Raw genomic sequence first — 12,363 nt, 5'->3', positions numbered from 1 at the left:
GCCCCGCGCCGCACTTGGGTAGAACCCTGAGCCGGTCCGCATATTGGCCCAGCCATGGCGCGAGAGGACGTGGTGAATTCCCTATGGCCCTGCGGATTGGCATGGAGGTTCTAAGATCATGAACACGCTCTAAGCCAAAATGGCCTCTAGCGCTTATCTGGCAAGCGCAACCAGCTATTGAAATATGAGCAAACAAGCCCCGCCGCCCGCCGCGTTCGAGTCCGAGTTCATCGACGGCCTCACGTCCATCTTCGAGGACAGGATCGTCTTCAACCGGGTGCTGGGCCTCAAGATCACGTCGCTGCGGCCCGACGGCGTGGAGGCCCGCATCGACATGAAGCCCGAGCTGGTGGGCCACTACGCCTACAACCGCGTGCATGGCGGCGTCATCAGCGCGGGGCTGGACGCCATGGGCGGCCTGGCCGTCATGGCCGCCATCGGCGCCAGGCACATGGACGAATCGCCCGCGCAGCGCCTGCACCGCTTTGCCAGGCTGGGCACCATCGACCTGCGCATCGACTACCTGCGCCCCGGCATCGGCAGCCATTTCAGCCTGCGGGCCGAGGTGCTGCGCCTGGGCTCGCGTGTGGCGACCACGCGCATGGAGTTTGTGGGGCCGGACGGGCAGATCATGTCGGCGGGCGCGGCGGCCTACATCGTGTCGTGAGAACGTAAGCACGTTCCCAACCTTGCAAGCGCATGCAACCAGGGAACCGTTTGGTTACCGTTCTTGCGTAACGAGCGCATCTTTCACGCGCCACGGCCCCTAGCATCGAACGGTTTCTTTCAAGGAGATCTGATGGCCGTGCAAAACCCCTTCTTCGGCAAGCGTGAACCCGAATCCTTCCAGCCCCGCAGCACCAGCGCATCGTCGGTGCTGGGCGGCGCCACGGCGCCTGGCAGCAGCAGCACCACCGCCGCTGCCGCGCAGCCAGCGGCCACGCCCAAGCCCGCCGCCAGCGCGAGCGATGCGTCGGGCAGCAAGCTCACCGTCGGCCCCAACATCAAGCTCAAGGGCGTGGAGATCACCGACTGCGACACGCTGGTGGTCGAGGGCACGGTCGAGGCCACGATGGACTCGCGCGTGATCCAGATCGCCGAGAACGGCGCGTTCAAGGGCTCGGCCGAGATCGACATCGCCGAGATCCGCGGCGAGTTCGACGGCTCGCTCACGGTGCGCCAGAAGCTGGTGATCTACAGCAGCGGCAAGGTCAGCGGCAAGATCCGCTACGGCAAGGTCGTGATCGAGGAAGGCGGCCAGCTCACGGGCGAGATCGCCTCGGGCACGACGGCAGCCGGCGCAGCGGCAGGCGCCGCCGTGCGCATGGCGGCCTGACCCATCGTCAACATTCCACCTGCTGCTTGGGCAGGGCGCGCGGGCGGCCTTCGTCGTCGATGGCGACGTAGGTCAGCCGCGCCTGCGTCACCTTCACGTACTGGCCCTGCATGCGAATGCGCTCGGCATACACCTCCACGTCCACGGTGACCGAGGTGTTGCCCACGCGCGTGACGGATGCGAAGAACGACAGGATGTCGCCCACCCGCACCGGCTGCTTGAAGATGAATTCATTGACCGCCACCGTCGCCATGCGCCCCTGCACGTAGCGCGCGGGCAGCACCGAGCCCGCCAGGTCCACCTGCGCCATCACCCAGCCGCCGAAGATGTCGCCGTTGCTGTTGGTGTCGGCGGGCATGGGGATGACCTTGAGCACCAGTTCCTTGTCGGTGGGCAGGGCGGCGGCGGGCGGGCTGAAAGGGGTGGAGGACATGGGCACAATTCCAGTTCAAAAACCAACGAACCGGATTGTCCCCCATGCGCCGCTTAGGCGAATCCCCATCTTCCCTGCATTCCAAGCCGTCCGACTGGTCCACGCTGGCCCGGCTGTTGCCCTACCTCTGGCAATACAAGTGGCGTGTGCTCGCGGCCCTGGCCTTCATGGTGGCCGCCAAGGCCGCCAACGTGGGCGTGCCGCTGCTGCTCAAGACGCTGGTCGATGCGATGAGCGTGAAACCCGGCGACCCCACGGCGGTGCTCGTCGTGCCCGTGGGGCTGCTGGTGGCCTATGGGCTGCTGCGCCTGTCCACCTCGGTGTTCACCGAGCTGCGCGAGCTGGTGTTCTCGCGCGCCACGCAGGGCGCCACGCGCTCCATCGCCCTTGCCACGTTCGAGCACCTGCATGCGCTGTCGCTGCGCTTTCACCTGGAGCGGCAGACCGGCGGCATGACGCGCGACATCGAGCGCGGCGTGAAGGGCATCGAGTCGCTGATCTCGTACTCGCTCTACAGCATCATCCCCACGCTCATTGAGGTGGCGCTGGTGCTCGGCATCCTGGCCGTCAAGTTCGACGCCTGGTTCGCCTGGATCACGCTGCTGGCGCTGGCGGCATACATCGCGTTCACCGTCACGGTGACCGAATGGCGCACCAAGTACCGGCGCGAGGCCAACGAGCTGGACTCGGCCGCGCACACCAAGGCTGTCGATTCGCTGCTGAACTACGAGACCGTGAAGTACTTCAACAACGAAGCCTTCGAGGCCCGCCGCTACGACGAGAGCCTGGACCGCTACCGCCGCTCGCGCATCAAGGCGCAGGCCACGCTGTCGCTGCTCAACACCGGCCAGCAGCTCATCATCGCCACCGCGCTGGTCGCCATGCTCTGGCGCGCCACAGAGGGCGTGGCGGCGGGCAGCATGACGCTGGGCGACCTGGTCATGGTCAACGCCTACATGATTCAGCTCTACATACCGCTCAACTTCCTGGGCGTGATCTACCGCGAGATCAAGCAGAGCCTGACCGACCTGGACAAGATGTTCGCCCTGCTCGACCGCGAGCGCGAGGTGGCCGACGCGCCCGGCGCGCTGCCGCTGGCGGGGCTCGCGCAGCCCACGGTGCGGTTCGAGAACGTGCATTTCGGCTACGCGCCGGACCGACCCATCCTGCAGGGCGTCAGCTTTGAAATCCCCGCAGGCAAGACCGTCGCCGTGGTCGGCCCCTCGGGCGCGGGCAAGTCCACGCTCGCCCGCCTGCTGTTTCGCTTCTACGATGTTCAAGAAGGCCGCATCACCATCGCGGGCCAGGACATCCGCGCGGTGACGCAGGCGAGCCTGCGCCAGTCCATCGGCATCGTGCCGCAGGACACGGTGCTGTTCAACGACACCGTCGAATACAACATCGCCTACGGTCGCCCCGGCGCCTCGCACGATGAGGTGGTGGCGGCGGCACAGGCCGCGCGCATCCACGGCTTCATCGCCAGCACGCCGCAGGGCTACGCCACGCGCGTGGGCGAACGCGGCCTGAAGCTGTCGGGCGGCGAAAAACAGCGCGTCGCCATCGCCCGCACGCTGCTCAAGAACCCGCCCATCCTCATCTTCGACGAGGCCACCAGCGCGCTCGACTCCGCCAACGAGCGCGCCATCCAGGCCGAGCTGCAGGGCGTGGCGCGCAACAGGACCACGCTGGTCATCGCGCACCGCCTGTCCACCGTGGTCGATGCGCACCAGATCCTGGTCATGGACGCAGGCCGCATCGCCGAACGCGGCACGCACACCCAACTGCTGGCCCAGCGCGGGCGCTACGCCGAAATGTGGGCCTTGCAACAGAACGAAGAACCATGAAGCCAACCCTCCTCGCCATCGCCCAACTGACCGACGAACACCAGGCGCAGATCGCGCAGTCGTTCGACCTGATCTACGCACCCGAGCCCGCGCAGGCCGCGCAGGCCATCGCCCGCGACGGCGCGCGCGTGCAGGCTGTGCTCACCATCGGCTCCACCGGCCTCAGCGCCGCGCAGATGGACGCGCTGCCCCGCCTGCAACTGGTCTGCGCCCTGGGTGCGGGCTACGAGAACATCGACATCGCCCACGCCCGCGCGCACGGCATCGCGGTGGCCAACGGCGCGGGCACCAACGACGACTGCGTGGCCGACCACGCCTTCGGCCTGCTCATCGCCACCGTGCGCGGCATCCCCCGTCTGGACGCACTCACCCGCGAAGGCGTGTGGCGCTCGGCCCTGCTGCTGCCGCCCAACGTGTCGCGCAAGCGCCTGGGCATCCTGGGCCTGGGCACCATTGGCCGCAAGATCGCCCAGCGCGCGGCGGGCTTCGAGATGGATATCGGCTACCACAACCGCAAGCCCCGGGCCGATGCGCCCCACCGCTACTTCGATACCCCGCACGCCCTGGCCGCTTGGTGCGACGTGCTCGTGGTCGCCACCCCCGGCGGGCCGGGCACGCGCCACCTGGTCGATGCCGCCGTGCTGCGGGCGCTGGGCCCTGGTGGCTGGCTGGTCAACATCGCACGCGGCAGCGTGGTGGACACCGCCGCGCTGGCCCAGGCCCTGCGCACCCATGCCATCGCGGGCGCCGGGCTGGACGTGTACGAGAGCGAACCCGCCCCGCCCGCCGAACTGGTCGGCCTGCCCAACGTGGTGCTCACGCCCCACGTCGCTGGCTGGTCGCCCGAGGCGGTGCAGAACTCGGTGGACCGCTTCATCGCCAACGCCACGCGGCACTTTGCGGGGCAGGCGATGGTATCGCCGGTTCTTTAGGTCAAATTGGCCTCTAGCGCTTATGCAGCAAGCGCTAGTAGCTATCAAAACAGGAGTATTCAAGCGAATGTAGTGCTATTTGCACTACACGGCTAGAATGCCTGCATGACCACCCTCGCCGTCCACCCCCTGTCGCTGCGCTTGCCCGAGGGCGACCTCGCCATGATCGACCGCGCCGCCGCGCTGCGTGGGCGATCACGCACCGAGTTCATGCGCGACGCGGCCGTGCGCGCGGCGCAAGAGGCGCTGCTCGAAGCCCTGCCCATCCGCATGAGCCCCGAGGGCTTCGACGCCTTCCTGGCTGCGCTGGCCGCGCCAGGCGCGCCCGTGCCCGAGATGGTGCAGGCACTGCAGCGCCCCGCTCCGTGGGAGTGAAGATCGAAGGGCCGCAGGCCCTGACGGCGCAGCACGACGTGGCGGCGTTCTCCTGCGGCCACCCGGCGCTGGACCGCTGGCTGCACACCCGCGCGCTGTCCAACCAGCAAAAGGGCTTCACCGCCGTGGTCGTCGTGCATGTACATGGGCGGGTGGTCGGCTTCTACGGCCTGTCGCCCACGGCGGTGCTGCCCGCGCAGTTGCCGCGCTCCATCCGCACCGGCCAGCCACCCGACCCGGTGCCTTGCCTGCTGCTGGGCCAACTGGCGACCGACAGCCGCTGGGCGGGGCAGGGCATCGGCACGGGGCTGGTCAAGCATGCCCTGCAGCGCAGCGTGGCGGCCGCCCGGCTGATCGGCGGGCGGGCGCTGGTGGTGCATGCGGTGGATGAAGCAGCAGGGGCGTTCTGGCTGCGCCGGGGCTTCCTGCCTTCGCGTGACGATCCGCTGGTGCTGTTCCGGTCGATGGCGGACATTGCGGCGTCGGTGGATGCCGCAGGGTAGGATTGAAAAGTGCCTCCAGAGCTTGATGCACAAGCATCAGCAGCTATCTTTTCAGGAGTATCCGTCAACCCCCGCCCAGCACCTTGTACAGCGTGATCCGGTTGACCTGCTCGGCAAGCTGCAGGCTCAGCAGCGTCTGCTGCGCCGCGTACAGCGAGCGCTGCGCGTCCAGCACCGCGAGGTAGCTGTCCGCGCCGACCTTGAAGCGCGCTTCGGACAGGGCATGGACGCGCTCCGTGGCCGTGAGCAGGGCGCTTTGCGCCGCGATGCGGTCGGCCAGCGTGGCGCGTTCGGCCAGGGCGTCGGCGGCCTCGCGGAAGGCGGTCTGGATGACCTTTTCGTACTGCGCCAGGGCGATGCGCTGGTTGGCCTCGGCGACCTCCAGGTTGGCCTGGTTGCGGCCCCCGTCGAAGATGGGCAGGCGGATTTGCGGGATGAAGCTCCAGGTGGCGTTGCCGTTGCCGAACAGGCCCGACAGCTCGTTGCTGCCCGTGCCCACGCTGGCGGTGAGCGTGATGCTGGGGAAGAACGCGGCCCGCGCGGCGCCGATGTTGGCGTAGCTGGCTTGCAGGCTGCGCTCGGCGGCCATCACGTCGGGGCGCGACAGCAGCACGCTGGATGGGATCTGCGCGGGCACGGCCAGCAGTTGCAGCGCGGGCGCGGCGGCCTGCTCTGCGGGCGGCAGCAGGGCGGGCGGCACGGCGGAGCCCACCAGCAGCTGCAGCGCGTTGCGGTCGCGCGCGACCTGGCTGGTGGCGGCGGCCACGTCGGCGCGGGCGGTTTCCACCGTGGTCTGGTTCTGCGCGAGGACGAGGCCCGAGGTGGCGCCCAGGCGGTGGGTGCGCTCGGTCAGCGCGTAAGACGCCTCGCGCGAGCGCAGGGTCTCGCGCGCCAGGGCCAGGCGGGCCTGGTCGGCGGCCAGGGTCAGCCAGGCGTTGGCGACCTCGGCCACCAGGCTCAGTTGCACGCTGCGGCGGTTGTCGGTGGTGCGCAGCACCTCCTGCCAGGCGGCTTCGTTCAGGTTGCGCACGCGGCCGAAGAAGTCCAGCTCGTAGCTGCTGGTGCCCAGCTGCACGACGTACTGCTCGGTGACCTGCGGGCGGCCCGTGGTGGTCAGGTCGAAGGCGGTGCGCGCGCGGGTGCCCTGGGCGGTGCCGTTGACCGACGGCAGGCGGTCGGCGCGGCTCACGCCGTACTGCGCCTGGGCGCGCTCGATGGCGAGGGCGGCGGCGCGCAGGTCGCGGTTGTTCTGCAGCGCCAGCGCGATGACCTCGCGCAGCGGCGCGGACTGCACCACGGCCTCCCAGCCCAGCGGGGTGTGGGTGTCGGCGTCGCCGATGGCCGCGTTGTCGAGCGCGGCGGGCACGGGGGCCTCGGGCCGCTCGTAGCGCGGGGCCAGGTTGGTGCAGCCCGCGCAGAGCGCGGCGGCAGCGATGAGAAGGGCGCGGGGCGTCATGCCTGCACCTCCTTGCGGTTGAACCACGAGCGCACCAGCAGGAAGAACACGGGCACGAAGAACAGCCCCAGCACGGTGGACGCCACCATGCCGCCCAGCACGCCGGTGCCGATGGCCTGGCGCCCGGCGGCGCCCGCGCCGGTGCCCAGGGCCAGGGGCAGCACGCCGAAGCCGAAGGCCAGCGATGTCATCAGGATGGGCCGCAGGCGCAGGCGCACGGCCTGCACCGTGGCGTCGAACAGGCTCTTGCCCTGTTCCTGCAACTGCACGGCGAACTCGACGATCAGGATGGCGTTCTTGGACGCCAGGCCCACGGTGGTGAGCAGCCCGACCTGAAAGTACACGTCGTTCGTCAACCCGCGCGTGTAGGTGGCCAGCAGCGCGCCGATCACGCCCAGCGGTACGGCCAGCATGACGGAGAACGGCACGCTCCAGCTTTCGTACAGCGCGGCCAGGCACAGAAAGACGAACAGGATGGAGACGGCATAGAGCATGGGTGCCTGCGAGCCGGAGCGGCGCTCCTGCAGCGAGGCGCCGGTCCATTCCATGGTGATGCCTTCGGGCATCTGCTTCATGATCTCCTCGATGGCGTTCATGGCGTCGCCCGAGCTGGCGCCGGGCGCGGTGTCGGCCTGCAGCTCCAGCGCCGGGTTGCCGTTGTAGCGCATGAGCTGCGGCGGGCCGCTGGCCCACGAGGTGCTGGAGAAGGTGGCAAAGCGCACCATCTCGCCGTTCTTGTTGCGCACCGACCACTGGCCGATGTCCTGCGGCAGCATGCGGTAGGGCGTGTCGCCCATGATGTACACGCGCTTGACGCGGCCCTCGTGGACGAAGTCGTTCACGTAGGTGCCGCCCATGGCGCTCGCGAGCACGCTGTTGATGTCGGTGGGCGACAGGCCCTGCGCGGCGGCCTTGCGGTCGTCCAGGGTGAGCCGCAGCTCGGCCGTGGTGTCGAAGTTGGTGGTGCGCACGTTGGTCAGCACCGGGTAGCCGCGGGCCAGTTCGATGAGCTTGTCCTTGGCGGCGACCAGCGCGTCCTGGCCCAGCGCGTTCATGTCCTTGAGCATGAAGTTGATGCCCGCGCTGGAGCCCAGGCCGCGCACGGCGGGCGGCTGCAGCATGAAGATGCGCGCGTCGCGGATGCGGGCCAGGTCCTTGCCGGCCTGCCGCGCGATGGCCTCGGCGGACTGGTCGGGCCGGGGCCGCTCGTCCCAGGGCTTGAAGCGGATGGACATGGTGCCCGAGCTCTGGTTGCCGTTGTTGCCCGACAGGCCGAACACGCGCAGCGTCTCGGGCCGGGCCAGGAAGTAGTCCTTCATCTCCTCCAGCACGTTCCACAGGCGCTCGTCGGTCGCGCCCGAGGGCAGGGTGACGCTGGCCGAGATGAAGCCCTGGTCCTCGTTGGGCAGGAACGAGGTGGGAAGCTTCTTGAACACCAGCGCCACGGCCGCCACGATGACCAGGTAGATCACCACCATGCGCAGGCTGCGCCGCAGCAGCCCGCCCACGGTGCGCTGGTAGCCGCCCGCCATGCGGTCGAAGCTGCGGTTGAACCAGGCGAAGAAGCGGTCGTTCAGCCCCAGCAGCCCCCGGCGCGGCGCGTCGCCGTGGGCCGTGTGCTGGCCCTTGGCGACGGGCTTGAGCAGCGTGGCGCACAGTGCGGGCGTGAGGGTGAGCGCCACGAACACCGACAGCGCCATGGCCGAGACGATGGTGACGGAGAACTGCCGGTAGATGACGCCCGTGGAGCCCGTGAAGAACGCCATGGGGATGAACACCGCCGCCAGCGTGAGGCCGATGCCCACCAGCGCCGGGGTGATCTCGCGCATGGACTTGCGCGTGGCCTCCTTCGGCGACAGGCCCTCCTCGCTCATCACGCGCTCCACGTTCTCGACCACCACGATGGCGTCGTCCACCAGCAGGCCGATGGCCAGCACCATGGCGAACATGGTCAGCATGTTGATCGAATACCCCATGGCCGACAGCACGCCGAAGGTGCCCAGCAGCACCACCGGCACGGCGATGGCGGGGATCAGGGTGGCGCGCAGGTTCTGCAGGAAGACGAACATCACCACCACCACCAGCAGCATGGCTTCGGCCAGGGTCTTGACCACCTCCTCGATGGACGCGCGCACGAAGGGCGTGGAGTCGGAGCTGATGACGGCGTTGATTCCGTCCGGGAAGAAGGGCGCCAGCTCCTTCATCTTGCGCGCCACGGTGTCGGCCACCTCCATGGCGTTGGCGCCGTCGGCCAGCACCACGCCGAAGCCCGCGCCGGGCTGGCCGTTGAGCCGCGTCTTGGACAGCAGGTTGTCCGCCTCCAGCGCCACGCGCGCCACGTCGCCCAGGGTGACCACCGAGCCGTCGGTGCCGGACTTGAGGACGATGCCTTCGAACTCGGGCACCGTCTGCAGCTTGGTGCGCGCGGAGATGGTGGCGTTGAGCATCTGGCCGGGCAGGGCGGGCAGGGCGCCGAGCTGCCCGGCGGAGACCTGCGCGTTCTGGTTGTTCAGCGCGGTGATCACGTCCGAGGGCATGAGCGCGTGCTTTTCCATCTTGGCCGGGTCCAGCCAGATGCGCATGGCGTAGGGCGTGCCGAACATGGTCACGTCGCCCACGCCGTCCAGCCGGGCGATCACGTCCACCACGTTGCTGGACACGTAGTCGCCAATGGCCACCTGCGACACGGCGGGGTCGGTCGAGGTGAACACGTAGGTCACCAGAAAGTCCTGCCCGCCCTTGTTGATGAACACGCCCCGGCTCTTGACGGCCTCGGGCAGCCGGTTCATGGCCGACTGGAGCTTGTTCTGCGCCTGCACCTGCGCCACGTCGATGTTGGCGCCGGGCGCAAAGGTGAGCGTGGTGCGCGAGCGGCCCGCCGAGTCGCTGGCGGAGCCCATGTACAGCAGGTTGTCCAGGCCCTTGAGCTGCTGCTCGATGACCTGCGTGACGGACTTGTCCACCGTCTCGGCCGAAGCGCCGGTGTAGGTGGTGTTGATGGTCACGCGCGGCGGCGCGATCTCGGGGTACATCTCCAGCGGCAGCGTGAAGATGGACGCCGCCCCCGCCAGCATGATGATGATGGAGAGCACCCAGGCGAAGACCGGGCGGTTGATGAAGAACTGGGCCATGGCGCGTGCTCAGGAACTGGCGGCGGACGCGGCGGGCGCGGCCTTCTGGCCGCCGCGCGGCGCCACGGGCGTGGGCGTGACGGCCTGGCCCACGCGGGCCTTCTGGAAGCCGTCCACCATCACCCGCTCGCCCGCCTGCACACCCGACAGCACCAGCCAGCGGCTGCCCATGGCCTGGCCCAGCACCACCGGGCGCTTGGCGATCTTGTTGTCCTCGCCCACCACCTGCACGCTGGGCTCGCCTGCGGCGTTGCGCAGCACGGCCTCCTGCGGCAGCAGCAGCGCCTGCGGTGCAAGGCTGGTGGCCAAGCGCGCGCGCACGTACATGCCGGGCATCAGAAAGTGGTCGGGGTTGGGGAAGGTGGCGCGCAGCGTGATCGCGCCCGACGTGGGGTTGACGGCGGTGCCGGTGAACAGCAGCGTGCCCTCGTGCGGATAGACGGTGCCGTCCTCCAGCACCAGCCGCACCTTGGCCTGCGTGGCGTCCACGCGGGTGAACTGCCCGTCCTGCCATTGGCGGCGCAGCTGCAGCAGCTCGGTGCTGGACTGGGTGATGTCCACCTGCATCGGGTCCATCTGCTGGATGGTGGCGAGCGCCGTGGCCTGGTTGGCCGTGACCAGCGCGCCCGCCGTCACCGCCGACAGCCCGATGCGCCCCGAAATGGGCGCCACGATGCGCGTGTAGCGCAGGTTGATGCGCGCGGCCTCCAGCGCGGCCTGCGCCACCGCCACGTCGGCCTGGGTCTGCTGCACGGCGGCCTGGCTCTCGTCATGCGCCTGGCGGCTGACGGCGTCGATCGCCACCAGCTCGGCATTGCGCCTGGCGTTGACCTGCGCCGTGCGGGCCACGGCCTGGGCCTTGGCCAGCGCGGCCTGCGCGCTGGCCAGGGCGGCTTCGTAGGTGGATGCATCCACCTGGTACAGCGGCTGGCCCGCCTTGACGAGCGCGCCCTCGGTGAACAGGCGCTTCTGGATGATGCCGTTGATCTGCGGGCGGATGTCCGCGTTCTGCACGGCAGCGGTGCGGCCCGGCAGCTCCGTGCTCAGGGTCTGGCTTTCGGGCTGCAGCACCACCACGCCCACGGGCGGGGGCGTGGCGGGCTTGCCGCCAGCGGCGGGCTGGTCCTTGCCCGAGCAGGCCGCCAGCGCGACCGCGCAACACAGTGCTGCCAGCAGGATTTTGGGATGGCTGAGGAGTGGGGTGGCGGGGGGCATGGGGGCGTCAATCGTGGGTGCAAGCCATTGTCGGGGGCAAATATGTACGCTCGATAAAGCAGCGGTTGCTACTGGTTTGATAGCTACTTGCGCTTGCTGCATAAGCGCCAGGGCCTGTTTTTACTAGCAATTTACGTGCCCCGTTGCGCAAAAAGGCGCTCCGCCTTTCGGGGGAGCGCCTTCATGGGAGGGGCGGAATTTCAGCGTTTGCGGCTGGCGATGGCCTTCTCCGCCGCGTTCACCAGGTCGGCGCCGATCTGGCCCTTCCACTTGTCGAACACGGGGCGCGTGGCCTTCACGAAGGCGTCGCGTTCGGCGGGCGTGAGCTGCGTCACGGTCACGCCGTTGGCGGCGATCTCCTTGAGCAGCGGCTGGCCGGGCTCGACCATGCCCTTGCGGGCGATGGCGATCTCTTCCTGGCCCGCCTCGATGGCGGCCTGGCGCACGGCCTCGCGGTCGGCGCGCGTCCAGCTGTTCCACACGTCCTTGTTGACCACGAAGATCAGCGGGTCGTTCACGTAGCCCCACATGGTGATGTGCTTTTGCGCCACGGTGTGCAGCTTGGCGGCCTGATAGACGGCGATGGGGTTCTCCTGGCCATCGACGGCGCCGCTGGCGAAGGCGGGCTGCGCGTCGGCCCAGCTCATCTGCGTGGGGTTGGCGCCCAGGGCGGTGAAGGTGTCGAGGAACAGCGGCGAGCCGACGACGCGGATCTTCAGCCCCTTCAAGTCCGCAGGCGTCTTGATGGCGTGCTTGGAGTTGCTGATCTCGCGGTAGCCGTTCTCGCCCCAGGCCAGCGGCACCACGCCGGCCTTGTCCAGCGTGGCGAAGAGGCTCTTGCCCACGTCGCCCTGCGTGACGGCGTCCACCGCCGCGTAGTCGGGGAACAGGAAGGGCAGCGAGAACAGGTTGAGCTGCTTGACCTGCGGCGACCAGTTGATGGTGGAGCCGATCGCCATGTCGATCACGCCCTGGCGCAGCGCGCTGAATTCGCGCGTCTGGTCACCCTGGATCAGCGAGACGCCGGGGTAGAGCTTGATGTTGATGCGGCCCTGGGTCTTTTCCCTGACCTTGTTGGCCCAGATCTCGCCGCCCTTGCCCCAGGGGAAGGCGGTGCCCAGCACCAGGGACATGCGGT

The 12,363-nt window shown here is 69.0% G+C and carries 11 protein-coding genes; 6 read left to right on the top strand and 5 right to left on the bottom strand.

Translation table 11 applies throughout. The features are described 5' to 3' along the window. Positions 1 to 184: 184 nt before the first annotated feature. Entirely contained in the window at positions 185 to 667 is a 483-nt protein-coding gene (locus QM569_RS01390; protein ID WP_414985430.1) for a thioesterase family protein, read from the top strand. Between the two features lie 132 nt (positions 668 to 799). Continuing rightward, positions 800 to 1,336 carry a bactofilin family protein gene (locus QM569_RS01385; protein ID WP_414985429.1) on the top strand — a complete coding sequence of 179 codons (537 nt, stop codon included), beginning with the start codon at positions 800 to 802 and terminating at the stop codon, positions 1,334 to 1,336. A gap of 7 nt (positions 1,337 to 1,343) precedes the next feature. Here the strand turns inward: QM569_RS01385 and QM569_RS01380 are convergent, their stop codons facing one another. Then, positions 1,344 to 1,769 (bottom strand): acyl-CoA thioesterase, encoded by a 426-nt coding sequence (locus QM569_RS01380; protein ID WP_414985428.1) that lies wholly within the window; start codon positions 1,767 to 1,769, stop codon positions 1,344 to 1,346. Between the two features lie 44 nt (positions 1,770 to 1,813). Here QM569_RS01380 and QM569_RS01375 point away from each other — a divergent pair, with 44 nt between their 5' ends. The 4 genes from QM569_RS01375 to QM569_RS01360 all read left to right on the top strand — a co-directional run bounded on the left by QM569_RS01375 (position 1,814) and on the right by QM569_RS01360 (position 5,423). Further along, the gene (locus QM569_RS01375; RefSeq protein ID WP_414985427.1) at positions 1,814 to 3,613 is read left to right on the top strand and encodes an ABCB family ABC transporter ATP-binding protein/permease; all 1,800 of its coding nucleotides are present in this window, start codon (positions 1,814 to 1,816) and stop codon (positions 3,611 to 3,613) included. After that, on the top strand, positions 3,610 to 4,545 hold the full coding sequence (locus tag QM569_RS01370; RefSeq protein ID WP_414985426.1) for a 2-hydroxyacid dehydrogenase: 936 nt from the start codon (positions 3,610 to 3,612) through the stop codon (positions 4,543 to 4,545). Before QM569_RS01375 ends, QM569_RS01370 begins: the two co-directional genes overlap by 4 nt. Positions 4,546 to 4,650: 105 nt before the next feature. Further along, the gene (locus tag QM569_RS01365; protein WP_414985425.1) at positions 4,651 to 4,920 is read left to right on the top strand and encodes a DUF1778 domain-containing protein; all 270 of its coding nucleotides are present in this window, start codon (positions 4,651 to 4,653) and stop codon (positions 4,918 to 4,920) included. Beyond that, complete coding sequence (locus tag QM569_RS01360; RefSeq protein WP_414985424.1) at positions 4,911 to 5,423, top strand: GNAT family N-acetyltransferase; 513 nt, start codon at positions 4,911 to 4,913, stop codon at positions 5,421 to 5,423. The genes QM569_RS01365 and QM569_RS01360 overlap by 10 nt, the downstream gene beginning before the upstream one ends. A 64-nt stretch (positions 5,424 to 5,487) precedes the next feature. On the opposite strand, the gene QM569_RS01355 is transcribed toward QM569_RS01360, so the two are convergent. The 4 genes from QM569_RS01355 to QM569_RS01340 form a co-directional block, all read right to left on the bottom strand. After that, positions 5,488 to 6,879 carry an efflux transporter outer membrane subunit gene (locus QM569_RS01355; RefSeq protein WP_414985423.1) on the bottom strand — a complete coding sequence of 464 codons (1,392 nt, stop codon included), beginning with the start codon at positions 6,877 to 6,879 and terminating at the stop codon, positions 5,488 to 5,490. Continuing rightward, a complete protein-coding gene (locus tag QM569_RS01350; protein WP_414985422.1) occupies positions 6,876 to 10,010 on the bottom strand; it encodes an efflux RND transporter permease subunit in 3,135 nt (1,044 codons plus the stop codon). The genes QM569_RS01355 and QM569_RS01350 overlap by 4 nt, the downstream gene beginning before the upstream one ends. Before the next feature lie 9 nt (positions 10,011 to 10,019). Continuing rightward, the gene (locus tag QM569_RS01345; protein WP_414985421.1) at positions 10,020 to 11,225 is read right to left on the bottom strand and encodes an efflux RND transporter periplasmic adaptor subunit; all 1,206 of its coding nucleotides are present in this window, start codon (positions 11,223 to 11,225) and stop codon (positions 10,020 to 10,022) included. A 200-nt stretch (positions 11,226 to 11,425) separates the two neighbouring features. After that, positions 11,426 to 12,363 (bottom strand): DctP family TRAP transporter solute-binding subunit (locus tag QM569_RS01340; protein WP_414985420.1); only part of this gene is annotated, 938 nt, incomplete at its 5' end.

It is taken from the genome of Acidovorax sp., assembly GCF_047607405.1.
In the GTDB taxonomy this organism is placed as follows: Bacteria; Pseudomonadota; Gammaproteobacteria; order Burkholderiales; family Burkholderiaceae_C; genus Acidovorax.
Note: the sequence above shows the minus strand (reverse complement) of the source record. Positions and strands in the feature narration are given on the sequence as shown.